This window comes from Sphaerisporangium rufum (assembly GCF_016863395.1).
Lineage (GTDB): Bacteria > Actinomycetota > Actinomycetes > Streptosporangiales > Streptosporangiaceae > Sphaerisporangium > Sphaerisporangium rufum.
In genome coordinates, this window is the sequence record NZ_BOOU01000094.1 from 14372 (window position 1) to 37585 (window position 23214).

Annotated in this window: 18 protein-coding genes; 8 read left to right on the top strand and 10 right to left on the bottom strand. The window is 74.3% G+C overall.

The window, feature by feature from the left end; all coding sequences use genetic code 11:
• The first annotated feature begins 19 nt into the window (after nt 1-19).
• Nucleotides 20-886, top strand: coding sequence for a bifunctional 5,10-methylenetetrahydrofolate dehydrogenase/5,10-methenyltetrahydrofolate cyclohydrolase (locus Sru01_RS31245; protein ID WP_239137898.1), 867 nt, complete (start codon nt 20-22; stop codon nt 884-886).
• 513 nt (nt 887-1399) lie between these two features.
• On the opposite strand, the gene Sru01_RS31250 is transcribed toward Sru01_RS31245, so the two are convergent.
• From Sru01_RS31250 to Sru01_RS31260, 3 genes are all read right to left on the bottom strand, one after another.
• Nucleotides 1400-1591, bottom strand: a complete 192-nt coding sequence (locus tag Sru01_RS31250) for a DUF6036 family nucleotidyltransferase (RefSeq protein WP_203993317.1) — start codon at nt 1589-1591, stop codon at nt 1400-1402.
• Nucleotides 1588-1980 (bottom strand): hypothetical protein, encoded by a 393-nt coding sequence (locus Sru01_RS31255; protein WP_203993320.1) that lies wholly within the window; start codon nt 1978-1980, stop codon nt 1588-1590. Before Sru01_RS31255 ends, Sru01_RS31250 begins: the two co-directional genes overlap by 4 nt.
• 73 nt (nt 1981-2053) lie before the next feature.
• On the bottom strand, nt 2054-3304 hold the full coding sequence (locus tag Sru01_RS31260; protein WP_203993323.1) for an MFS transporter: 1251 nt from the start codon (nt 3302-3304) through the stop codon (nt 2054-2056).
• A gap of 226 nt (nt 3305-3530) precedes the next feature.
• Between Sru01_RS31260 and Sru01_RS31265 the strand changes: the two genes are divergently transcribed.
• The gene (locus tag Sru01_RS31265) at nt 3531-4115 is read left to right on the top strand and encodes a TetR/AcrR family transcriptional regulator (RefSeq protein WP_203993326.1); all 585 of its coding nucleotides are present in this window, start codon (nt 3531-3533) and stop codon (nt 4113-4115) included.
• A complete protein-coding gene (locus Sru01_RS31270; RefSeq protein ID WP_203993329.1) occupies nt 4112-4486 on the top strand; it encodes a VOC family protein in 375 nt (124 codons plus the stop codon). The genes Sru01_RS31265 and Sru01_RS31270 overlap by 4 nt, the downstream gene beginning before the upstream one ends.
• Before the next feature lie 7 nt (nt 4487-4493).
• Here Sru01_RS31270 and Sru01_RS31275 read toward each other — a convergent pair whose 3' ends face one another.
• Nucleotides 4494-5558 (bottom strand): LacI family DNA-binding transcriptional regulator, encoded by a 1065-nt coding sequence (locus Sru01_RS31275; RefSeq protein WP_203993331.1) that lies wholly within the window; start codon nt 5556-5558, stop codon nt 4494-4496.
• A 148-nt stretch (nt 5559-5706) separates the two neighbouring features.
• Here Sru01_RS31275 and Sru01_RS31280 point away from each other — a divergent pair, with 148 nt between their 5' ends.
• The 3 genes from Sru01_RS31280 to Sru01_RS31290 are packed head-to-tail and all read left to right on the top strand — an operon-like array spanning nt 5707 to nt 8810.
• Complete coding sequence (locus Sru01_RS31280; RefSeq protein ID WP_203993333.1) at nt 5707-7062, top strand: ABC transporter substrate-binding protein; 1356 nt, start codon at nt 5707-5709, stop codon at nt 7060-7062.
• Between the two features lie 6 nt (nt 7063-7068).
• Nucleotides 7069-7989, top strand: coding sequence for a carbohydrate ABC transporter permease (locus Sru01_RS31285; protein WP_239137899.1), 921 nt, complete (start codon nt 7069-7071; stop codon nt 7987-7989).
• The gene (locus Sru01_RS31290; protein ID WP_203993335.1) at nt 7986-8810 is read left to right on the top strand and encodes a carbohydrate ABC transporter permease; all 825 of its coding nucleotides are present in this window, start codon (nt 7986-7988) and stop codon (nt 8808-8810) included. Before Sru01_RS31285 ends, Sru01_RS31290 begins: the two co-directional genes overlap by 4 nt.
• A gap of 228 nt (nt 8811-9038) precedes the next feature.
• Here the strand turns inward: Sru01_RS31290 and Sru01_RS31295 are convergent, their stop codons facing one another.
• The 6 genes from Sru01_RS31295 to Sru01_RS31320 form a co-directional block, all read right to left on the bottom strand.
• The gene (locus Sru01_RS31295) at nt 9039-11924 is read right to left on the bottom strand and encodes a glycosyl hydrolase family 95 catalytic domain-containing protein (protein WP_239137900.1); all 2886 of its coding nucleotides are present in this window, start codon (nt 11922-11924) and stop codon (nt 9039-9041) included.
• A 490-nt stretch (nt 11925-12414) separates the two neighbouring features.
• Nucleotides 12415-15216 carry an FtsX-like permease family protein gene (locus Sru01_RS31300; RefSeq protein WP_203993337.1) on the bottom strand — a complete coding sequence of 934 codons (2802 nt, stop codon included), beginning with the start codon at nt 15214-15216 and terminating at the stop codon, nt 12415-12417.
• Nucleotides 15213-18440, bottom strand: a complete 3228-nt coding sequence (locus Sru01_RS31305) for an FtsX-like permease family protein (RefSeq protein WP_239137901.1) — start codon at nt 18438-18440, stop codon at nt 15213-15215. Before Sru01_RS31305 ends, Sru01_RS31300 begins: the two co-directional genes overlap by 4 nt.
• A gap of 136 nt (nt 18441-18576) precedes the next feature.
• On the bottom strand, nt 18577-19281 hold the full coding sequence (locus Sru01_RS31310; protein ID WP_239137902.1) for an ABC transporter ATP-binding protein: 705 nt from the start codon (nt 19279-19281) through the stop codon (nt 18577-18579).
• On the bottom strand, nt 19278-20210 hold the full coding sequence (locus Sru01_RS31315; protein ID WP_203993339.1) for an ABC transporter ATP-binding protein: 933 nt from the start codon (nt 20208-20210) through the stop codon (nt 19278-19280). The genes Sru01_RS31310 and Sru01_RS31315 overlap by 4 nt, the downstream gene beginning before the upstream one ends.
• A gap of 239 nt (nt 20211-20449) precedes the next feature.
• A complete protein-coding gene (locus Sru01_RS31320) occupies nt 20450-21061 on the bottom strand; it encodes a dihydrofolate reductase family protein (protein WP_203993342.1) in 612 nt (203 codons plus the stop codon).
• 427 nt (nt 21062-21488) lie between these two features.
• Here Sru01_RS31320 and Sru01_RS31325 point away from each other — a divergent pair, with 427 nt between their 5' ends.
• Nucleotides 21489-22091, top strand: coding sequence for a YHS domain protein (locus tag Sru01_RS31325; RefSeq protein ID WP_203993345.1), 603 nt, complete (start codon nt 21489-21491; stop codon nt 22089-22091).
• Between the two features lie 68 nt (nt 22092-22159).
• The gene (locus tag Sru01_RS31330; RefSeq protein WP_239137903.1) at nt 22160-23143 is read left to right on the top strand and encodes a PhzF family phenazine biosynthesis protein; all 984 of its coding nucleotides are present in this window, start codon (nt 22160-22162) and stop codon (nt 23141-23143) included.
• Nucleotides 23144-23214 lie beyond the last annotated feature (71 nt).

The following is a 23214-nucleotide window of genomic DNA, read 5'->3' on the forward strand; positions in this document are numbered from 1 at the left end:
CGCGATGCCAGGAGAAGCCTTGACCACCAGCCACGCCGCCCGCCTGCTTGACGGGACCCGCCTCGCCGGGCGCATCGTCGATGACTGTGCGGCGAGAGCCGCCTCGATCCACCGGCAGACCGGCCAGGCACCCTGCCTGGCCACCGTTTTGGTCGGGGAGGATCCAGCCTCGGTGACTTATGTGCGGATGAAGCAGAACAGGAGCGAGAAGGCCGGCATCATCTCCCGGCGCATCACCCTGCCCGCGGCGACCACCACACAGGAACTCGTCGGCGCCATCACTGCGCTGTCCGAAGATCCCGGAGTGCACGGCATCCTGCTCCAGCACCCGGTCGCGGAGCACATCGACGAGCGGGCCGCGTTCGAGGCCATCGCTCCGGAGAAGGACGTCGACGGGGTCACCATGCACTCCTTCGCCGCGATGAGCTTCGGCCTGCCGGGCTTCCAGTCCTGCACTCCGGGCGGCATCATGCGCCTTCTCGCCGAGTACCAGGTCGAACTCGCCGGAAAGCATGCCGTCGTGGTGGGACGCAGCCCGATTCTCGGCAAGCCCGCCGGCATGCTGCTGCTCGACCGCGACGCCACCGTGACCTACTGCCACTCCCGAACCGTCGATCTTGGATCGATCGTCAGGCAGGCCGACGTGCTGGTGGCGGCCGTGGGTCGGCCGAGATTCATCCACGGCGACGACATCAAGCCCGGCGCGGTGGTGGTCGACGCCGGCTACAACCCGGGCAACGTCGGGGACGTCGACTTCGAGAGCGCGGCGGTGCGAGCGAGCCTCATCACCCCGGTGCCCGGTGGTGTCGGTCCCATGACCATCGCCGTCCTGCTCGCCCAGACCGTCCAGGCCGCCGCGATACAGCTTGGCCTCGAGGATCATTGAGGGGGGCGCCCCAGGGCCGAGGTGTCGCCGTGTATCGACGGAGCTACCGGCGCGCTGGAGGTTCCTTGCCGCCAGGTCATCTCCCAACGCAGCTCGGCCGGACAGCCCCGCCACATGTGTTGTGTTCGAAAATCTGGCCCACATGCTGATCTCGACCTTCGTCGCCGAGAGGGATCATGGTGGAGACTCCTCGAAGAGATCTTCCAAGATGAGACGAGCGCGGTCAGGAATGGGCTCGTCTGGGAAGACCTCTGCACACAGCGTGAGGATTGCTTCGACCGAGTCGAGGTTCAGGGGCGCTCGACAAGTGCACGAATATCGCCGATGTCTCGTCGGCGAGCGGCCAGGACTTTCATGGCGAGGAGGTGTTCCGGCGACGCCGCGGACACGCGTAGTCCCGGGTGGCCGAAAACTCGTCGGGCCGAGCCGTCTCCGCCAGGAGCGACATAGGCGCTGGCCTGCTCATTGAGCCACCACGATGGCAGACCGAGCTCGGAGGCCACTCCGCGTGCCTCATCGAGGCCCATGCGGTTCGAAGACGGCGTCGATATCCCGGGTGGACCGCCGGGCGTCGTAGGCCAGAGCCATGGCTGCCCCGCCAAAGATATAGAGGTCGGCAACGACCCCCCGGCGGACCAGGCGATCGCCCAAACGCCGGAATGCCTCTTCTGTCGCCGTGCGATCGAGAAGCGGGGCGTCGTTCATGCGACTTCCAGCTCCTGAGGGTGGATGAAGACGCCACGGCGGCGGAAGGAAGCCGGTGCGTGGACGAAAGCGTCGACTCGTGCCGCCGGGGTGTTGAACGGGAACCAGAATCGGTGTAGCCGCCGCGTATCCGTCCAGGGCGGACCGGCCTTACCGTCCTTCGCGGCCAGATGCTCGGCGAGCGCGGCCAGAAAGACGTCCCAGTGAGGATCCCCTACGCTCGCGGGTTCTGACGCCAGCAGGTCGAGGCGAACCACCGGAGGCTCATGCCGGTACTCCTCCAGGAATTCGGCGACCAGGCGCCAGCGTGTCTCCTCGTCGGGATGGTCGCTCAGCCAACCCGCGAGCACCGCGACAGAGGCGGCGTGATACTGCCGGACCTGCTTCATGGACACCACGTTAGTCCAACCCCTGGAACCCGGTGATCGATTGGGTCGGGCCTGCTTGTTGCCGTGTTCGAACTCAGGCCGATTCGCCGGCGAGTTCTGCCGCTCCGGCCGGGCGGATTGGAGTCAGGGTGGCGGAGAGGGCGATTACGGCGCAGGCGGCGCCCGCGACCAGCAGGACCGGCGTGACGCCGTGGCCGGCAGCGGCCCCGGCGAGCACGGCGGCGCCGAGCGGGCCGAGCGCCGAGTGCAGCGTCCAGAACGCCGAGGTGACGCGCCCGAGCAGATGGCTCGGAGTGACCTCCTGCCGGAAGGACATGGAGCAGATGCCGGCGACGCCTGTGCACAGGAGTTGGCCGAAGGTGAACGCGGCGATCAGCGGGACCGCGGTGGACATGCCGAGACCCGCGATGGCGACCCCGCACAGCGCCCACGCGCCGATCCAGGAGACGCCGAACCCCAGTCGGCCGCGGGTGCGATCGACCGTGACCGAGGCGACGAGCGTGCCGACGGTTCCGGCGGCCAGTACGTAGCCGACGGTGCCGTCCGGGCGGCCGAGATCGTGTTTGAGGTAGTAGACGATGAGGTCGGTCATGCCGTAGGTGATGAAGGTCAGCAGCGCCAGCAACACCGTGAGCGACCGCAGCATGCGATGCCGCCACAGGAAGCCGACCCCGGCCAGCAGGTCCCGGCCCAGCCGGGCGCGGGCGGCGGCCGGCTGGGCCGGCAGCGGGCGTGTCCTGATCAGCAGCACCCCGGCGGCCGAGACGGCGAAGGTGCCCGCGTCCACGGCGAGGGCGGCCGACGGGCCGAACGCGCCGGACAGCAGGCCGGCCAGCATGGGGCCGGCGACGCCGGCGACCGCGTAGCTCGCGTAGAGGTGGCCGTTGGCCCTGGTGATCTGCCCCTGTTCCACCAGGCTGGGGACCATGGTGACGTGGGTGACCTGGAACTGCATGGCGAACGCGCCGGCGAGTGGCACCGCCAGGTAGAGCAGCCAGACCTGCGGGGAGAACACCCACACGATCGCGATGAGCCCGTACAGCAGGCAGCGGGCCGCGTCACAGGCGATCAGCAGCGCCCGCCGGTTCACCCGGTCGGTGATGTATCCGGCGAATACCCCGGCGACGATCGACGCGACCCCGACCGACCCGGTGATCAGGCCCATCTGCACGACCGATCCCGTCGAGCGCAGCACCAGCAGCGGAATCGCCACGTAGGAGAAGGAGTCCCCAAGCGCCGATAAGGCCTGAATCGAGAGGAATAAGCGGAAGTTTCGGTTTCGCCACGGCGACGTGCCCTCGTCCGCCACCTGCGCATCGCTCATGATCCCAACGTACGCGGGACGTCGATCCGGTGTCCCCCGGGTGTTCGAGCCCGTCGCCCTCGGCGGAGACCGGTTGGCCGGTTCCGCGGTTGCCGCCGGGCCGGCCCACCGGGAGCGGAGGAGGATCGGATAGGAGTGAGTGCTCACTCGGCATTGACGGAGTGAGTGCTCACTCATTAGAGTCGGCTGCATGACCACATCACCTTCTCGCCGGCGAGCGCCGGCCATGAGTTCCGAGCAGCGCCGGGCGATGATCGTGGCGGCGGCGCTGCCGCTGGTCGCCGAGCACGGCGCCGCCGTCACCACCGGGCAGATCGCCCGGGCGGCCGGCATCGGCGAAGGCACGATCTTCCGGGTCTTCGCCGACAAGGACGCGCTGCTGGACGCCTGCACCCTGGAGGCGATGAACTCCGCGCACGTGCTGCGCGAGCTGGACTCGATCCCGCTGGACGACCCGCTCGACGCCCGGCTGGTCCAAGCCGCCGAAGCCCTGCGCGCCTATCTGGAGCGGATGGGCACGGTGATGGCTGCCCTGGCCGCCTCCGGCCACCGCCGCACGCGCACGGCGGGTGACGGTCCGGCCCTGGGAAGCCGGGAGAACGCGGTGACGGCGACCCGCCAGGCCGTCACCGACCTGGTCGAACCCGACCGCGCCGCCCTGCGCCTGGCACCGGAGAAGCTCGCCGCCGTCTTCCTGCGAATGCTCTTCAGCCGTTCCCCCCAGGCCGGCGGGGAGGCGGAGCCGTCCGCGGCGGAGCTGGTCGACGTCCTGCTACACGGTGCGCTGGCCGCTCCGGGGGGCGCGGCATGACCGTCACGCTGAATCACACCATCGTCCCCGCGGTGGACAACCGCCAGGCGGCCCGGTTCTTCGCGTCCATCATGGGCCTGGCGGAGCTGCCGCCCGCCGGGCGGAACGGCCACTTCGCCCCGGTACGGGTGAACGACACGCTGACTCTGGACTACCTGACCGTGCCGGATCCGGTCGGCGTGCATCTGGCCTTCGACGTGGACCCGGCGACGTTCGACGACATCCTGGCCCGGCTGCGGGAGGCCGGCGTGCCGTACGGGAATCATCCCACCGATCCCGGCAACGGACGGATCGACCATCCGCTGTGCCCGAGGGGGTTGTTCTTCGTCGATGTCGCGCGCAACCTCTACGAGGTGATGTCGCCGGCGTAGGCGGCGGTCAGCACGGGCTACCGGACGGCGGGGCCACCGAGTCGCGGTCGCGCAGCGGCATCGGGATCCGGTGCACCTCGCCGTCGCGGCCGGGATCGGGCTGCTCGCGGTCGATCTCGGTGAAGAGCACCTCGACCGCCCGGCGCCCCAGCTCGTAGTGCGGCAGCGCCACGGTGGTGAGCCGGGGGCGCATCCACCCGGCGATGGGGTGGTCGTCGAAGGAGACGACCGAGACGTCCGCCGGCACCTTCAGCCCGAAGTCGTCGAAAGCCTGGTAGGCGCCCAGCGCCAGCCGGTCGTTGAAGCAGATCAGCGCGCGCGGCCGGGTGGTCGCCAGCAGCTCGCGGGTGGCGGCGTGCCCGTACTCCGGCTGCCAGTCCGGGACGCTGGGGGCACCGGCCACCCTGGTGCCCGCCGCCGCCAGCACCTCGCGGATCCCGGCCAGCCGTTCCACCGCCGCCACGCTCTCCGACGGGTCGCGCAGGTCCGGACCGGCGCCGATCAGGTGGATGCCGTCCCGGTGCCCGGCCTCCAGCAGGACCCGGGCCGCGCGCCGGCCGGCCTCCACCTCGTCGGGCAGCACCGCCGGCAGCGGGGTGGGCCGCTCGGGCAGCGCGTTGAGCAGCACCGCGGGCACGGCGGTGATGCTCTCCGGAACCTTGATGGTCCTGGTGAACATCGACGCCAGGACGAGGCCGTCCACCTGGCGGTCGTGCATGGCCTGCACCAGCAGGCGCTCGAGCTCGGCGTCGCCCTCGGTCTCGCCGATGAACAGCATGAACCCGCGCTCGCGGGCCGCCTCCAGCGCCCCCTTGATCATGTCACCGGCCAGCCGCGAGGTGGCGACGGTGTCGGAGACGAAGCCGATGGTCCGGGTGATGCCGGTGCGCAGGCCCAGCGAGACGATGTTGGGCCGGTACTCCAACTCCTCGGCGGCCCGCAGCACCCGCTGCTCGACCTCCTGGGAGAGCCGCAGCTCGCGGCTCCGGCCGGACAGCACCAGCGAGGCGGCGGTACGGGAGACCCCGGCGGCCTTGGCCACATCGGCCAGCGTGACCCTGCGTCGGCTCACCCGGCGACCTCCGATCGTCAAGAGCGTATTACGGAGGGTTGACATCCCGCGATCCGTCCCGTGAGACTAACGTTCGCTAACCCGATTTAGCAATGGAAGTGGGACATCAGGCGGCTCCCTGGCGTCCCAGGCAGCAGAGGAGATGCGCATGGCTCGTCGAGTTCGCCCCGCGGGGGCCGCACTTGTGATCGCCATGGGAACGCTGGCCGCCGCGTGCGCGGCGCCCGGCGGGGACGGCCCGCAGCCCGAGGCCGGCGCGTCCTCCTCGCTGTCCACCGCGCCCACCTGCGGCACCGAGCCGGTCACCCTCAGCGGCTACTTCGAGACCGGCTTCCCGCTGCCGAAGGACCTCACCACCGAGTTCACCAAGCAGCACCCGAACGTCACGTGGGACATCCGGGAGGACCAGTTCGCGGTGATCACGCAGAACGCGCCCCGGGTGCTGGCCGACAACCCGCCCGACCTGATGCGCCTTCCGCAGGTCTCCGAGCTGGTCAAGGACAACCTGCTGAAGAACATGGACGGCTACGCCAAGGCGTTCGGCTGGGACAGGTGGCCGGCCTCGCAGCTGGAGCAGCTGCGCATGGGCCCCGGCGGCCGCCCGCGCGGCGAGGGCTCGCTGTACGCGCTCGGCCTCAACCTCAGCATGACCGGCGTCTTCTACAACAAGGACCTGGCCGCCAAGATCGGTATGTCGTCCCCACCGGCCACCCTGGCCGAGCTGGACGACGCGCTCGCCAAGGCCAAGAACGCCGGCGTCACACCGATCGTGCAGTTCAACGGCGGCGCCACCGGCGGCCTGGCCTTCCCGCTGCAGAACCTGATGGCCTCCTACGGCCCGCCGGGCCCGATCAACGACTGGATCTTCAACAAGCCGGGGGCGTCCATCGACACCCCGTCGAACCTGAAGGCAGCCCAGCACCTGGAGCGCTGGGTCAAGGCGGGGTACTTCCAGAAGGACGTCAACGCCGTCGACTACGCGACGATGATGAGCCGCTTCATCGGCGGCAAGGGCCTGTTCATGTTCAACGGCGACTGGGAGTCCGGCAACCTGGACAAGCAGCTGCCGGGCAAGACCGGGTTCTTCCTGATGCCGCCGGCCGAGCAGGGCGGCAAGCGGGCCGCGATGTCGGCCCCGCTGACCTTCGGCATCGGCTCCCGGGCCAAGAACGCCGACTGCGCCGCCTCCTTCCTGAACTGGGTGGCCACCGACAAGAAGGCCCGGGACATCGGCGTGGAGGTCGGCGGATCGCGGCCGATGGGACCGGCCGACGCCTACATGCCGCAGGTGGCGGAGGACAAGGTCACCGCGGCCACGCTGGCGGCCGGGGCGGACATCGCCAAGGACGACGGCGCGATGGACTTCATCGCCAACGCCACCGGCGCCATCTACGCCAAGAGCTGGACCCCGCAGCTGCAGAAGCTGGTGGCCGGGCAGCAGACTCCGCAGGAGCTGCTGAAGCAGGTGCAGGCGGACTACACGCGCCAGGTCGAGGGAAACTGATCGCCGATGGCGCGATCGCGTCCCGCCCCGCGCGGGCGAGCCGCCGCGGGGCGGGCGCGGACCACCCGCGGCCTGGCCGGCTGGCTGTTCGTCCTCCCCGCGCTCGTCTTCTACGCCGTCTTCGTGTTGCGCCCGATCGTGCTGACGGCGCAGTACTCCCTCTACGAGTGGGACGGGATCGGCCCGTCCAGCTGGGTGGGCCTGGCCAACTACGGCCGGGTCTTCACCGACCCGGCGCTGTTCGACTCGCTGGTCAACGCGGTGAAGCTGATCGTCTTCTTCAGCGCGATCCCGGTGCTGCTCGGCCTGGCGGTCGCCGCGATGATCCGGCGGATCGCCGCCAGTAGGCTGGCCCTGGCGGCCCGGACGGTGATCTTCCTGCCGCAGGTCATCCCGCTGGTCGCCGCCGGCATCGCGTGGAGCTGGCTGCTGTCGTCCACCGGAGTCGTCAACCAGTTCCTGCGGCTGCTCGGCCTCGGCGCGGTGACCCGGGCATGGCTCGGTGACTTCGCCACCGCGCTGCCGGCGGTCGGGCTGATCGGTGCCTGGGTGCTGCTCGGCCTGTGCACGCTGCTGCTGCTGGCCGGGATGAGCAAGATCGACCCGGCCCTGTACGAGGCCGCCCGGCTGGACGGCGCCGGGGCGTGGCGGGAGTTCGTCTCCATCACCGTGCCCAGCCTGCGGCAGGAGATCGCGGTCTGCGTCACGGTGACCGTGATCGCGGCGCTGGCCAGCTTCGACATCATCTACATCTCGACCCAGGGCGGCCCGGGCAACGCCACCATGGTGCCCGGCCTGCAGATCTACTACCTGGCGTTCTCCGAACGGGCGGTGGGCATGGCCTCGGCGCTGGCCATGGTCCTGATGGTCCTGGTGATCGCCTGCGCCCTGCCCATCCAGTGGTTCACCAGGGACGGCAACCGATGATCACCCCCCGGCGGGAGGCCTGGACCGGCCGGCTGCTGCTGGTCGCCATGATGGCGGTCACCGTCCTGCCGTTCCTCAGTCTCTTCGTCACCGCGCTGCACCCCTCGGGCACCTACCCGCCCGGGCTGGCCTGGCCGGAGGACCCGCAGTGGGGGAACTTCCTGCGGGCCTTCCAGGCCGCGAACATGGCCGAGCTGCTGAAGTCGAGCGTGCTGATCGTGCTGGGCGTGGTGCCGCTGTCCATCGTGCTCGGCACGATGGCCGGGTTCGCCATCGGCCACCTCAAGATCGTCGGCGGTCGCGTGCTGTTCCTGGTCTTCGTCCTCGGCCTGACGCTGCCCTTCGAGGGCGTCATCACGCCGCTGTACTACCAGATCCGCGACATGGGGCTGCTGAACACCCGCTGGGCGATCATCCTGCCGCTCATCGGGCTGTTCATGCCGTTCAGCGTCTTCTGGATGCGCGCGCACTTCATCAACATGCCGGAGGAGCTGTCGGAGAGCGCGCGGATCGACGGCGCGAACGTGTGGCAGCTGTTCCGGCGCATCCACGTCCCGCTGGCCATGCCGGCGATCTCCTCGCTGGGCATCCTGCTGTTCCTGTGGACCTGGAACCAGTTCCTGCTGGCGATCGTGCTGGTCGACGACGCCACCAAGCGCACGATGTCCGGCGCGCTGGGCGCCTTCCAGGGGCAGTGGGGCACCGACATCCCGCTGCTGTGCGCGGGGTCGCTGCTCATCCTGGCCCCCACCCTGATCGTGTTCCTGATCTTCCAGCGCCGCTTCGTCGCGGCCCTGCTGCAAGGCTCGCTGAAGGGATGACCACGCCGGAGCCCGGCCCGGCCCGGTGGACCGGCCGGCGGGGCACCGCCGGCCCCTGAACGGCGGTGCCCCGCACGCCGGCCCTCCGGGCCGGGCGCCCGCGGACCGAAGCCCGGCGCCGCGCCGCGTGCCGGTACCGGCCCGGCACGCCAGGACCCCGCCTCGCCGCGACCGGTGGCGGTCGCGGGAAGGCGGGGTCCGGGTGAGATCATCGGCGCGCCGCCGGCCTCAGAGGTTGATGATGGTCCACTGGTTGTTGCTGCTGGAGTTGGGCGTCCACATGCCGACGGTGGAGCCGGCGGTGCCGTTGCCCATGCCGTCCAGCGCGGTGTTGGTCCCCCGGTTGATGATCTGCTTGCGGCCGTTGCCCACGTCGTTCAGCCGCCACTGCTGGTTGTTGCCGCCGTTCCACCCCGACTGCCGGCACACCGCGCCGTTGGCGGTGTTGCCCCAGCTGTCGAGCACCATGCCGTTGGTCCGGTTCACGATGCGATACCAGCCGCCGCCCAGGTCCACCAGCTGCCACTGCAGGTTGTTGTTGCCGTCCCAGTTCCACTGCTTGAGGTTGGACCCCGAGGCCACGTTGCCGCCGCTGTCCAGCACCAGCCCGGTGGTGCCGTTGGCGATCCGCACGTAACCGGTCGGGATCGGGGTCGGGGTCGCCGTCGGCGTCGGCGTGCTGCTGCCGCCGGAGCCGGTGATCCGGTAGGTGCGGCCGGCCTGGCCGGTCAGCCCGATGACGTCCGCCTCGGGACGGGTGACGGTGACGGCGACGCCGGTCTCGGCGTCGACCACCTGGGAGGTGCCGGTGAGCATCCGGCCGCGCACGTTGACGCTGCCGTCGCGGTCGAACCTGACCAGGATCTCTCCGGAGGCGCCGCTCGCGCTCCACGTCGCGTCCACCGTGTAGCCGCCGCGCCCGCGCAGGCCCTGCACCTTGCCGGTCGGCCAGGCCGACGGCACCGCGGGCAGCACGTGCAGCTCGCCGTTGTGGCTCTGCAGCAGCATCTCGGCGATGCCGGAGGTGGCGCCGAAGTTGCCGTCGATCTGGAACGGCGGGTGCAGGTCGAACATGTTGGGCGCCAGCCGGGACGTCGAGACGAGCAGCCGGATCAGGGTGTGCGCCCGGGCGCCCTCCTCCATCCGCGCCCAGTAGTTGATCTTCCAGGCGAGCGACCAGCCGGTGCCGTCGTCCCCGCGAAGCTCAAGCGTCCGCCGCGCGGCGTTGTACAGCGTGGGGGTGCCGCGCTTGGTGATCTGGTTGCTCGGGTGCAGGCCGTACAGGTGGGAGATGTGCCGGTGGTTCTGCTCGGTCTCCACCCAGTCGTACAGCCACTCCATGATGTTGCCGCGCGAGCCGACCTTCATCGGCGCCAGCCGGTCCCGGGCGGCCAGGACCTTGGTGCGGAAGTCGGCGTCCACGCCGAGCACCTGGGTGGCCTGGGCGCAGCCGTTGAACAGGTCGCGCAGGATCTGGTTGTCCATCGTCGGCCCGGCGCACACACTGGCGTTCGAGTGGTGGGGGAGTTCCGGGGAGTTCGACGGGTTGGTGACCAGGTACTTGAGGCTGGGCTCCTCGACCAGGGTGTCGAGGAAGAACTGCGCGGCCCCCTTCATCGCCGGGTAGTACTGCCGGAGGAACTCGACGTCACCGGTGAACAGGTAGTGGTCCCAGATCATGGTGGACAGCCAGGCGCCGCCGGTCTGCCACATGCCCCACAGCGCGCCGTCGACGACCGAGGTGGCCCGCCAGCCGTCGGTGTTGTGGTGGGTGACCCAGCCGCCCGCGTTGTACTGCACCCGGGCCGTGCGGGCGCCGGTGACCGCCAGCTCGCTGATCATCTTGAACACCGGCTCGTAGCACTCCGACAGGTTCGTGGTGTCGGTGGGCCAGTAGTTCATCGGCAGGTTGGCGTTGATGGTGTACTTCGAGTCCCACGACGGGGTCAGCGAGTCGTTCCAGATGCCCTGCAGGTTCGCCGGCTGGGTGCCCGGGCGGGACGAGCTGATCATCAGGTAGCGGCCGAACTGGAACAGCAGCACCGAGAACTGCGGGTCGTTGGTACTGGCGTGCTGGGCGATCCGCACGTCGGTGGGCTGGTCGGCGGCCGAGGTGCGGCCGAGGTCGAGCGTCGTGCGCCCGAACAGCCGCTGGTAGTCGGCCACGTGCCGGCTGCGCAGGTCGTCATAGGTGCGGGCCTGCGCGGCGTCCAGGTACCGCCGGGCGATGCCCTGGTAGTCGCCGCCGACGTTCTGGTAGTTGACGTAGCTGGAGCCGATGGACACCAGCACCGTCACGCTGGTGGCGCCGGACACCTGCAGCGTGCCGCCGGAGCTGCTGACGGTGCCGCCCTCGGTGATGGCGCGGGCCAGGGCCAGGAACCTGACCGAGCCGGTCTTGCCCTCGAAGTTGCCCGAGACGCCGTCCAGCGCCGCCGTCCGGCTGTCCGGGCTGGAGCGGGTGGTGCGCTGCGGGCTGTCGAACGTCGCGGAGAAGCTGATGGAGTTCGCCCGGTCGGCGGTCAGCCGGATCGCGATGACCTGGTCGGGGGCGCTGGCGATCACCTCGCGCCGGTAGCGCACGCCGTTCTGCAGGTACGACACCGTGGCGGTGGCCGTGCTCAGGTCCAGGGTGCGGTTGTACTCCGAGACGCCGGAGGTGTTGCCGATGCTGAGCCGCAGGTTGCCGACGGTCTGGTAGGCGAGCTGCCCGGCCGGGCTGCCCAGCATGTTCTGGTCGATCAGGCTCTGCGCCTGGCTCCAGTTGTTCTGGAACACCGCCTGCCGGATCTGGGCCAGCGCTCCGGCGCCCCGGGTGTTGCTCTGGTCGTAGGGGCCGCCCGCCCAGATGGTGTCCTCGTTGAGCTGCAGCCGCTCGGTGTCGACGTTGCCGAACACCATGGCGCCCAGCCGGCCGTTGCCGATCGGCAGCGCGCGCAGCCAGTCGGTGCCGGCGCTCTCGTCGTACCACAGCGCCAGATCGTTGGCGGCGAGCACCTCGGCGGGGGCCACCGACGAGGACCGCGCGGTCGCCGTCCACTGGAAGGGCAACAGCGCGGCTCCGGCGCCGGCCGCGCCGTATCGGAACAGCTGCCTGCGCGATAGGTCGGACATTCGGTTCTCCGTCCCGGCGGAAGTCGGGGTACGGCCTGTCCTCGTTCCGGCCACGAGTCACGGGGGGATCCGGGGTGACCCGCGGTGCGAGGTGGCCTGATCAAGGTGTCGGCCACATTACGAACACTGGATTAATCGGGTCAATAGCCGGTAATTTTCCGCGTTTCTCGCCGATAAGTAGGCCAGCGGCTCGCTGATCATCGGATCTTTAGCGGGCTTCGCGCGGCGGTGACATGGTGGCTGGTCGGAGCTTTCCACCGGCCCGGCCGCCCGGTGTCGGAGCCGGACGGCGACCGCGCGCGGCGGCCGGCGTACCCGGGCGCCGGCGGCGCGGCGCCGCCGGACGACATGAATCTTTCATCGTGCGTGGCCCGCCGGCCGCCCCGGCCGGTTCCCCGGCGGGCCGGGACACGCCCGCCCGGCGGCCGGCGGCCGCGGCGTCACCCCACCGGCCCGTGCGGTGTTCCGGCCGCCCGGCCGGGGGAGCGCGTCACCCCTCGCCGGCGCGCAGGACCTCGCTCATCCGCCGGCGGCGGCGCAGCGCCGATTCGGCGGGCACCAGCACGGCGACCGCGACGGGCAGCGCCGCGGCCACCACGGCCAGCGGCCACCACGGCGGCACCAGGACCGGATCGGCCGGCTGCCCGGTGAGCAGCCGCAGCGCCAGCGGGCCGAGGGTCAGCCGGGCGAACAGCAGCCCGAGCAGCGGCCCGGCCACCGCGGCGGCCAGCACCGCCGGCAGCAGTTCGCCGGCGGCGACCCAGCGGGCGTCCCGTGGCCGGAGGCCGAGCGTGCGCAGCCGGGTCAGGGTCCGCCACCGCTCCGGCGCGCTCGCCGCCGCCCCCACGACCAGCCCCAGCAGGCCGAGCAGCGACAGGACCACCGCCGCCGCCCGCGCCAGGCGCAGCAGCCCCGCGGTCAGCGGTGCGTCCCGGCGTGCCCGCAGCACGTTCTCCCGGGACACGGCGTCCGCACCGGCGGCGTTCGCCGCGACCGCCCGCGCCGCGCCGGGGCCGGTCGCCCACACCGTGTTCGCCGCCACCGGCAGCCCGGCCGCCGCCAGGGCCGCGGCGTCCACCAGGACGACGTCGTCGGCGCCGTCGACCGCGGGCGCGTCGCCGACGGCGGCCAGCGGGATCGCCGGGGCGCCGCCGTCCCGGCGCAGCTCCATCCGCATGCCGGGGCGCATGCCGCCGTCGCCGGACCGCACCAGCACCGGGACGCCGCCGGCCGCGGGCGCGCCGAGGCGGGCGAGGTCCGGCGCGTCCGGCAGCGGGGTGGTGGCCAGCAGCTCCCGGTAGGCGGCCGCGTCCACCACGACCAGCCGCGGCGAGACGATCACCGAACCGGCCGCGGCGACCCGCGCCCCGTCGGTCACCTGACCGGCGACGGCCAGCCGGACTCCGGGCGCGGCGCCGATCCGCCGGGCCAGCGCGGCGGTGGCCGCCGCGTCGGCCCGGAGGGCGTCCAGCCGGGCGTCAGCGCCCACCGTGCGCCACGCGCCGTCCGCGAGCCCCCGCTCGGCGGTGGCGGCGAGGGTGAGCGCGAACGTCGCCAGCGCGGTGCCGGTCACCATGACCAGCAGCGGCAGCGCCCGCGCGGACGTCGCGGCGGCCCGCGCGGCGCCGAAGACGGCCAGCGGGCGGCGCGAGCGCAGCGACCGCCGCAGTGCCAGGCCCGTCCCGGCGGGCAGCAGCCGCAGCAGCACCAGCGCGCCGGCCAGCACGCCGAGGGCGGGCGCGCTCGCCGGCAGCGTCCCGCCGTCCGTTCCGGACCCCGCCGCGGCCGGCACCGCGGCCGCGGCCGGGTCGCCGCCGCCGCCGGGCGGCAGGATGCCGCGCTGGCGCAGCGCGACGAGGGCGGCGACCGCGGCGACCAGCACGGCGGCCTCCAGGGCGCCGCGGCGCAGCTGGGCGGTGCGCAGGTTCCAGCGCCGCGCGGACCGGTTGGCCGGCACCCGCCGGTCGCCGGTGGCCCGGGCGGCGGCGAGCGTCCCGAACCCCGGGCCGGCGGCGACGGCGGCCAGCACCACCGGTACCGCCCAGCCCCAGGCGACGCCCGGGGCGACCAGGCCGGCCACCAGGAACCCGGCGGCGGCCGCCGCCAGCGTCACCGCGGTGGACTCCAGCAGCAGCTCCGACCCAAGGTCGGGCAGCCCGGCGCCGCGCCGCCGGGCGGCGGCCAGCGCCGGGCCGCGCCGCCGGACCAGCAGGTCGGCGGCGAGCAGCAGGACCAGCACCGCGGCGGCCAGCACCCCGGCGAGCAGGACCGACGCCTGCGCGTACCCGGCGGCGATCTGGGTGCCGGCGTCCCGCAGCACGGCGTCGAGCCGCGTCTGCCACCTGGGCGGGCCGGTGAAGTCGCCGGAGGAGCCGGACTCGGCCTTGAGGTTGACCACGTTGGCGGTGATCGACGTGGCCAGGCCGGTGGTCAGCCGGCCCGGGTCGGGGCTGAAGCGGACGGTGCGCTGCGTGTCCTGCTGCTCGAAGGCGAGCCGGGCGTCGGGCAGCGAGTCGCGCGACAGCAGGGCGCCGAGCCGGGTGGTGCCCGTCCCGTCCACGCCCGGCACCGGGCGCAGCAGCCAGGGCACCGGCCGCCAGGCCTGCTCGGCGACGTCCGCGGCGCGGAAGATGCCGCTGACCCGGACGTCCTTGTCGCGTTTCTCCTCGTCCTTGAGCGGGATGCGGTCACCGGGCCGCACGCCGAGCGCGGCGGCGTCCGCCTCCGACAGGCCGACCTGCACCGGCCACGGCGGGCCGTCATAAGGAACCTCGCGGTCGGGGTCGGCCGCCCCGGCGGCGGACGGTCCGGGTGGGCCGCCCGCCACCCACGTCACCCGCGGCCCGCCGCCGGCGCGCGGGTCGGCCGCGAGGTACACCAGCTGAAGGGTGCGCAGCACGCTGCCGTCGGTCACCCGCAGCACGGGGCTCGAGACCGAGGCGACCGGCGGGCGCAGCGCGGCGCGCATGGCCGGCCCGATCTCGTCGACGACCCGCTCGCGCAGGTCGTCGACCTCCTCGGCGAGCCGCGGCGTGCGCAGCCGCCCGCCGTACGGCCCGTCGTCGCGTTGCAGCTCGGCGTGCACCAGGACGTCGGCGTCCTCGCCGGCCCGGCGGACCGCGTCCCGCACGGCGTCGTCGGCGGTGGCGGCCAGCAGCGGCGGCACCGCGCCGGCCAGCAGGGTGACCACCGCCACGACCGCGGCGGCCAGCAGCAGCGGGCCGGCGTCGGCCAGCGCGCGCCCGCGCACGCTGGGCCAGTGCGGGGCGGGCGGCCGGATGCGGGGGCTCACGACGCCACCCGCAGGTGCGCGACGTCGGCCCGGCGGGACTGGACGGTGACCGCGGCGGTCACCGCGAGCGCGCACCCGGCCAGCAGCAGGGCGAGCAGGCCGGCCTCGGCCGGCCAGGGCCAGGTGGGCAGGGCGACCGGGACGGGCGCGCCGCCGGTGTCCGAACGCACCATCAGCGGCGCGACCGCGAGGGTGGCCAGGGCTCCGAGCAGCGCGCCCGCCGCCACCAGCGGCAGCAGGACGCCGGCGTGCTGGCCGAGCAGCACGGCCCGGATCTCCCGGCGGGTCATGCCGAGCCCGCGCAGCCGTGCCACCTCCAGGGCGCGGATCTGCAGGTCGCAGGTCACGTGCAGCACCACCCCGGCGAGCAGCAGCAGGCCGGCGGCCGGCACCAGCAGCCGCAGCGCGGCCGGCAGCCCGGTGCGCAGCGGCCCGCCGGCCAGCCGGGCGGTCTCGGTGGCCCGGGTGGTGACCGGACCGAGGTGCAGGCCGGTGGCCCGCGCCGCGGCGTCCGCCCGGGTCGGCCCGCCGACCCACCAGCCGTCCACCGGGGCGTCCAGCGCGCCTCGGACGACCAGCGCGCGGGAGAGGGCGTCCTGGTCGGCCAGCAGGGCCGCCGCGCCGGGCGCGGACGGCACGGTGGGCACCACCTCGGCCACGGTGACCGGCACCGCCGTGGTGCCGATGGTGAGGCCCAGCCGGGTGCCGGGCCGGGCGCCGATCGCGCCGGCGAACCGGCCGGACACCGCGACCGGCACCGGGCCGGGGACCGGGAAGGCGGTGGCCACCAGGGTGCGGGCCGCGTCCGGCGGGCCCTTGAGCACGACGGTCGTCGTCATCTTCAGCCGGGCTCCCGCCGGGGTGCCGTCCAGGGTGACGGCCGGGCTGCCCAGCTGGCCGGGGACGGGTTCGATGGAGGTGACCGACCAGGGCGGGCCGGGCGCCGCGCGGGCGCCGGGCACGGTGAGCGTGACCGCGGCCCGGGACTGGCCGTCCGGCGGCGGATCCTGGCCGGCCCAGGAGGAGATCCCGGCGTTCGCCGGCGGCCCGGTGGCGACCTCGAAGAGCACGGACGCCGCCACCAGCCGGAGCCCGCCGGTCGTCGCGCACTCCGGCAGCGGGTGCGCCCGGCCGTCCAGCGGGACGGGCGCGCCGCCGCACGGCGTCCGCAGCCCGGTCGCGTCCTGCATCAGCAACCGGGGGGTCACGGTGAGCGGCGGGCCGGCCACCGTCCCGGTGAGGGTGATCGCGGCGCCCGCCGGCACGCCGAGGCCGCCGGCGCGCTCCCGGGGGGCGAGCGCGGCGCCGACGGCCGGCCAGCCGCGGCCGCCGTCGGTGCGCCCGCGCAGCAGGGCCGCGGCCCGGGTGGTGTCCACGGCGACCAGCCGGGGCGGGTCGCCCTCGCCGCCGAGCCACTGCCCGACCGCGACGCCGCGGTCGGTGACCGGGCTCACCGCGCCGCCGGTGGCCGCGGCGACGGCCGCCCCCTGCCCGGCCTCCGGCGGGGCGGTGAGGGTGAGGGCCAGGTCGGTGCCGACGGCCAAGGCGGCCTGGTCGCGTTGCGAGCGCTGCCAGGTGGCGTCGAAGGCGACGCCGAAGGTGCCGGCCGCGCAGGCCAGGCCGACCAGCAGCCCGGCGGCCGCCGCCTGCGGCCGGCGCGCGGCCTCGAACGCGGCCAGCGGGACCACCAGCCCGCGGGCCCGGGTCGCGAACCGCTCGGCGGCGCGCAGCGCGGGCAGCACCACGCGCAGCGCGAGCGCGGCGCCCGCGACGAGCAGCAACGCGGGCGCCAGCAGCCGGACGGCGTCGGCCCGGGGACCGCCGGCGGCGGGCTGGGCGTTCAGCTGCCACCAGCCGGCGGCGGCGAACGCCACCAGCAGCACGTCGGCGCCGGAGCGCATCAGCAGCTCGCGCCGGTCGCGCCGCTCGCCGGCCGCCGGCGCGGGGCGCACCGCGGGCAGCAGCAGCACCGTCGCCAGCGCCAGCGCGCCGCCGGCGACGGTGAGCACCTGGGCGGTGGTCACCACCGGGCCGGTGGCCAGCCCGGCGCCGGCCAGCGACGGCAGCCGGGTCAGCCGGGCGTGCAGGACGGAGGAGGCGGGGACCGCGAGCGCGGCGGCCAGCACGGCCAAGGCGCCGGCCTCCACGGCGGTGGTGGCGGCCAGCCGGCCCCGGCCGACGCCGAGGCCGGACAGCAGGGCGGTCTCCCCGGCGCGCACCCCGGCGGTGAGCCGGCCGGCCAGGGCCAGCGCGGTGGCGGTCAGCACGCAGCCGAGGACGGCGAGGGCCAGCACCAGGGCCGTGGTGACCTGCTGGTGGTCGCGGGCTGCCTGCAGGGTGGCCGGCAGCCGGGACGCGATGCGCTCGATCCGCACCCGGTCGCCGAGCACGCCCGCCAGCCGGCGGTCGGCACCGAGCACCGCCGCCGCGACGGTGTCCAGGTCGCGCCGGGTGGCGGCGGACAGGTCGGGCCGGGCGGTGATCTCCAGCCGGTCGACGTCGGAGCCGCCGGCGAGCAGGTCGGCGAGATCGACCAGGAACGGGCCGTAGGCGCGGACCGGCAGGATGGACCGGCCGTCGTGGAAGGCGAGATCGTAGCCGGTGCCGCCCAGCGGATCGCGCTCCCAGCCGGTGCCCGGCAGCGGGCGCGCGACGCCGACGACGGTCACCTCCACCGGCGGGGCGGGGTCGCGGCCCAGCTCGGCGCCCAGCCGGACGCGGCTGCCCGGCGTGAGGCCGAGCTGCCGCGCGGTGGGTTCCAGCACGACCGCCTCCAGCGGCCCGGCGGGGTTCCGGCCGGCCGCGGCGCGCGGCAGCCGGCCGGCGGTCAGCCGGGCCCGGGCCGAAAGGTCGTCCACCGCGGCCAGGTAGGTCTCGGCCGCGGTGCCCTGGCGGCCGGTGATCTCCGAGGGCAGCGCGCGCAGCTCCGACGACGCGCGGGCGTCGGTCGTCACGGCGAACGGCGCGAACGCCGACGTCAGCACGGCGCGGGTGTCGGTGGCGACCGACCGGGCGTCCCGGCCGCGCACCGTGACGGCGTAGGCGGTGGCGGCGACGTCCGCGGGGTCCGCGCGGGACGCGGCGACCTCGATCGCCCGCTCGGCGGTGCGGGTGACCAGCAGCGCGCAGGCGCCGAGCAGGGTCGGCCCGACCATGGCGACGGCCACCAGCGCCGCCAGCAGCGGCCACTGCGCGCGGGCGCGGCGGACCAGCAACCTCAGCACCTGCGGCACCCGGCGGTCACGGCGCCTGCCGGCCGTCTCCGATCCGGACCGTCCGCCCGGCCGGCGCACCTGGTGGTCATGGCGCCTGCCGGCCGTTCCTGATCCGGGCCGTCCGGTCGGCCGGCGCACCCGGCGGTCATGGCGCCTCCTGGCCGTCCAGCCGGCCGTCCCTGATCCGGATCACCCGGTCGGCCAGCGCGATCATCGTCGGGTCGTGCGTGGACACCAGCGCGGTGACGCCCTCGGACTCCACCACGCCGCGCAGCAGCGCCATCACCGAAAGGCCGGTCTCGGCGTCCAGCTGCCCGGTCGGCTCGTCGGCGATCAGCAGCCGCGGCGAGGCGGCCAGGGCCCGGGCGATCGCCACCCGCTGCTGCTGCCCGCCGGACAGCTCGCCCGGCCGCTGCTCGGCGTGGCCGGCCAGCCCGACCAGCTCCAGCAGCAGCCCGACCCGGCGCTCGCGCTCGGCGGCCGGCATCCGGGCCAGCCGCAGCGGGGCGCCGACGTTCTCCGCGGCCGACAGCACCGGGATCAGGCCGAACGTCTGGAACACGTAGGAGACCCGCTCGCGCCGCAGCCGGGCCAGGCCGTCCTCGTCCAGGGCGGTGACCTCGACGCCGTCCACCCGGACGGTGCCGGCGTCCGGGCGGTCCAGGCCGCCGATGACGTTGAGCAGGGTGGTCTTGCCCGAGCCGGACCGGCCGACCAGCGCCACCATGGTGCCGGGGGTGAGGTCGAACGACACGTCCCGCAGGGCGTGCACGGTGGCCGCCCCGGTGCCGTAGGTCCGGTGCACGCCGCGCACGCTCACCAGCGGCCCGGCCGCGGGTCCGGCGCTCACGGCCGCTCGCCGAGGTCGGGGTGGATGGTGACGTGGTCGGCCTCCAGCGCCAGCCGGACCCGGCGTGTTAGCGCTAACGCCTCGCGGTAGTCGCGGGGCACCTGCACCCGCCCGGCCCGGTCCATCACGGCGTACTCCTCGGCGATCACGTGGGTGCCGCCGTCGTCGGCGGTGGCGGTGCGGCGCAGCACCTCGCTGCTGGTGCGCCCGTCGCGGATCGCCACCGTCCGCTCCACCTGGCCGCTGACCTCCGGGTCGTGGGTCACCACGACGACGGTGACCCCGAGCCGGCGGTTGACGTCCCGCAGCGCCGCGAAGACCTGCGCGGCGGTCGCGGTGTCCAGCTCGCCGGTCGGCTCGTCGGCGAGCAGCACGCGGGGCTCGTTGGCCAGTGCCACCGCGATGGCCACCCGCATCTGCTGCCCGCCGGACAGCTGGCCGGGCCGCCGGTCGGCGCAGTCGGCCACACCCAGGGTCTCCAGCAGCTCGGCGGCGCGGGCGCGGCGCACCTTGGCGGGGGTGCGGGCCGCCGTCATCGGCAGGTCCACCATCTGCCGGGCGGTCAGGTAGGGGATGAGGTTGGCGGACGTCTGCTGCCGGACGAACCCGACGGTGTGCCGCCGGTAGCGCACCCGGTCGGCCCGGGACATCGCCAGCAGATCCCACCGGTCGACGCGCGCCCGCCCGGCGGTGGGGGCGTCCACCCCGGCCAGGATGGACAGCAGCGTCGACTTGCCCGACCCCGAGGCGCCGACGACGGCGATCATCTCGCCGCTCTCGACCAGCAGGTCCAGCCCCTGCAGCGCCTGGACCTCGATCGATCCGGACTGGTAGATCCGCACCAGGTTCTCGCAGACGATCAGCGAGTCGCGCCCGAACTCCGGTGCTCGCGGCGGCGGCTGCGGCAGGGACAGCGGCGTGATGGGCATCCCGCTCCTTCCGCCCGGCTTCGCGCCGGTTCCGGGGCAGACTCTATAGCCTGGTGCGCCCCGGGCGAAGGTGTGCTCACCGGATGAACGGAGCGGTGCCGGCCCTCCCGGTGCGGGCCGCCGTCCCGGCCTGGTCCCGGACGACGCCGCGACGGCCTGATCCCGGACGCCCGGTGGCCGAGGCCGCCGGGCGTCCGGGATGGACCAGGCCGATCCACGTCGGTCCGGGTCGGTCCGGGTCAGTCCAGGGCGAAGGTGCCGGTGGTCAGCTCGCCGGCCGGGCGGTAGGTGGCGATCGTGACGCCGGTGCCCGACACCTTGTGGTCGGCCAGCGTGAGCCCCGCCGGGACGGTTCCGGCGCCGAACAGGCGCTTGCCCGTGCCGATGAGGACCGGGAAGACCAGCAGGTGGAACTCGTCCACCAGCCCGTGGCGCAGCAGCGTCTGGATCAGGTCGCCGCTGCCGTGCACCTGCAGCTCGGGCCCGTCCTGCTCCTTGAGCGCGGCGACGCCCTCGGCCACGTCGCCCTCGATGAGGACCGAGTTGCGCCACTTGAGCTCGGGCCGGCCCCGCGAGGCGACGTACTTCGTCGCGTCGTTCAGCGGCTTGGCGCCGGCCTCCTCCGGGGCGTGCGGCCAGTAGGCGGCGAAGATGTCGTAGGTCTTGCGGCCCAGGACCAGGTCGAACGGCGGGCTCATGAAGCTCTCCATGGCCTGGCCCAGCGTCTCGTCCCAGTAGTTCACCGTCCAGCCGCCGTGCGCGAAGCCGCCGCTGTCGTCCTCGCCGGCTCCGCCCGGAGCCTGCATGACGCCGTCGAGGCTGACGAAGGTGGTGACGATCAGCTTTCTCATGGTCATTCCGTCCTTTCGATCGGTCCGTGACGCGCGGCCGCACCGTCGGGCGGTCCGCGCGTCCAGGCGCCGGCCATGTCGTCCGACCGCCCCCGGGCTCCAAAGGCTGGTACCGAACACTGCTTTTGTCAAGACCATTTCAATTGTCGGCTGCTGCCTCTCCTGCCCGATCGTCCCAGGTCCAAACGCCGCACGCCCGCAAGCGGCCGCGCGCGGCGCTGTCCGGCACCGGACGCACCAGGCCCGGCGGACGCGCTTCCCGCGATGTAGGCCGCCGTTTCCTACCGCCGCGGAGGTAGCCCCGAACGCCTTCGCCGGGAGGACGACGCGCCGCCGCGCGCCCGCCACCATCGTTGAGCGAGGGCGGGCCGAGACGAAGGGCGGCGGCGCACGGCCCCTGCCGGGCCCCGCCTCAGGAGGCGCGAACATGTTGTTCATCGAGGTGCTGGTGCCCAAGGGCGCCATCGGCGAGGAGGAGCGGCGGCGGATCGCCGCCGGGCTGACGGCGACGCGGCTGCTGGCGGACGCGGAAGGGCACGCCACCGATCCCGGGGTGATGGAGTTCATGGACTCGCTCACCGACGTGGTCGTCCGGGAGGCGGACACTTGGTACTCCGGCGGCGTACCGCTCGGCCCGGGCGCGCCGCCGCGGTACGTGGTGAACGTGCACAGTGGCGCCTGGGGCAAGGAGATGAGCGAGACCCTGATCACCCGGATCACCGAGCGGCTCGCCGGGGTGGACGGCGGCCGGGACGGCGAACCGGACGTCCTGGTGAACGTCCTGCCCGTCCCGCAGGGAAGCTACGGGTTCGGCGGCCGGGTCCGCCGGGCGTCCGACCTGCTGGAACTGATCGAGCAGGCCACGACCGGCCCTGCCGGACCGGTGCCGGACGGCATGGTCGTGGACCCGGTGTGCGGGGCGACGGTACCGCGCGCGGACGCCGTCATCCTGGAGGCCGGCGGTGAGACCTTCGGCTTCTGCTGCGCGCACTGCCGGGGGCACTTCGTCAAGCGGCGCGCCCGGGCCTGACCGGGCGCCCCGGACGGGGCCCCGGGCGGGGCGCGGCACGCGCAGGCCGGTCACCGTACGATCGTCGGGTGCCCGACGCCCCGGTGAACGACGGAGGGCCGGCCGTCACGATCGTGCGGGCCTGCCTGCGGGACGGCGCCGGCGGCAGCCCGACCGCGGTACTGGCCGAGACCGGCCCGACGGAGACCGTCCTGGCTGAGCCCGGGCTGGCCGAGACCGGCCTGACCGACGCCGGACGCCGCGCCGTGGCCGGCCGGGCGGGCACCTCGCACGCCGTCTTCGTCGCGGCCGAGGACACCGGCCCCGGCGGCGCGCGCGTTTCGCTGCGCTTTTTCACCGCCACCGGAGAACTGCCCGCCTGCGGCCACGGGACCATCGCGGCGCTGGCGTTCCTGGCCGCCCGCGCCGGGGACGGCGAGTGGCGGGGCGCCGTGCGCACCCGCGGCGGCGTCCTGGCCGGCCGGGCCGCCAGGGTGGCCGGCCACCGGTTCGCGGCCGCCTTCGAACCCGGCCCGGTCGAACTGCCGGGTCGGCCCGGGCCGCCAGGGCCGCCAGGGCCGCCCGAGCCGCCCAGGCCGGTCGAGCCGGACGCGGGCGGGTACGGCGCCGTGCTGCGGGCACTCGGCGCCGCGCCCGGCGTGCTGCGGCCGGGCGCCCGGGTCGCCGTGCTGGGCCGCCCGCGGCTGCTGGTCCCGGTGGCGAGCCGGGCCGCCCTCGCCGCCCTGGCGCCGGACTTCGCCCGGCTGCGCGAGGCCTGCGACCGTCTCGACCTGCTGGGCTGCTACGTCTACAGCCCGCCGCAGGCCGGCGGCCGGCTCGCCGCCCGGATGTTCGCGCCGTCGATCGGCGTCCCGGAGGACATCGCCAACGCCAACAGCACCGCCTGCCTGGCCGCCCACCTCGCCGGGCAGGGCGTGCCGGCCGTCACCGCCGACATGGGCGACGCGCTCGGCGCGCCCGCCACCATCACCGCCGAGGTGCGGCCGGACCCGACCGGCCCGCGGATCCACCTCGGCGGCACCGCCGCGATCAGGCCGGCCGAACGCCGCTGATCGGGACCCGCACCCCGGATGCCGGAACGGCGAGCCCGGCATGGCAGGTTCTCCCGGTGACCTCTGGCGCC

Coding starts and splice junctions, on each gene's coding strand:
- Sru01_RS31315 (WP_203993339.1), bottom strand. CDS start 20,210: ATGCCCATCACGCCGCTGTCCCTGCCGCAGCCGCCGCCGCGAGCACCG.
- Sru01_RS31320 (WP_203993342.1), bottom strand. CDS start 21,061: ATGAGAAAGCTGATCGTCACCACCTTCGTCAGCCTCGACGGCGTCATG.
- Sru01_RS31260 (WP_203993323.1), bottom strand. CDS start 3,304: ATGAGCGATGCGCAGGTGGCGGACGAGGGCACGTCGCCGTGGCGAAAC.
- Sru01_RS31325 (WP_203993345.1), top strand. CDS start 21,489: ATGTTGTTCATCGAGGTGCTGGTGCCCAAGGGCGCCATCGGCGAGGAG.
- Sru01_RS31285 (WP_239137899.1), top strand. CDS start 7,069: ATGGCGCGATCGCGTCCCGCCCCGCGCGGGCGAGCCGCCGCGGGGCGG.
- Sru01_RS31295 (WP_239137900.1), bottom strand. CDS start 11,924: ATGTCCGACCTATCGCGCAGGCAGCTGTTCCGATACGGCGCGGCCGGC.
- Sru01_RS31255 (WP_203993320.1), bottom strand. CDS start 1,980: ATGAAGCAGGTCCGGCAGTATCACGCCGCCTCTGTCGCGGTGCTCGCG.
- Sru01_RS31265 (WP_203993326.1), top strand. CDS start 3,531: ATGAGTTCCGAGCAGCGCCGGGCGATGATCGTGGCGGCGGCGCTGCCG.
- Sru01_RS31290 (WP_203993335.1), top strand. CDS start 7,986: ATGATCACCCCCCGGCGGGAGGCCTGGACCGGCCGGCTGCTGCTGGTC.
- Sru01_RS31250 (WP_203993317.1), bottom strand. CDS start 1,591: ATGAACGACGCCCCGCTTCTCGATCGCACGGCGACAGAAGAGGCATTC.
- Sru01_RS31270 (WP_203993329.1), top strand. CDS start 4,112: ATGACCGTCACGCTGAATCACACCATCGTCCCCGCGGTGGACAACCGC.
- Sru01_RS31280 (WP_203993333.1), top strand. CDS start 5,707: ATGGCTCGTCGAGTTCGCCCCGCGGGGGCCGCACTTGTGATCGCCATG.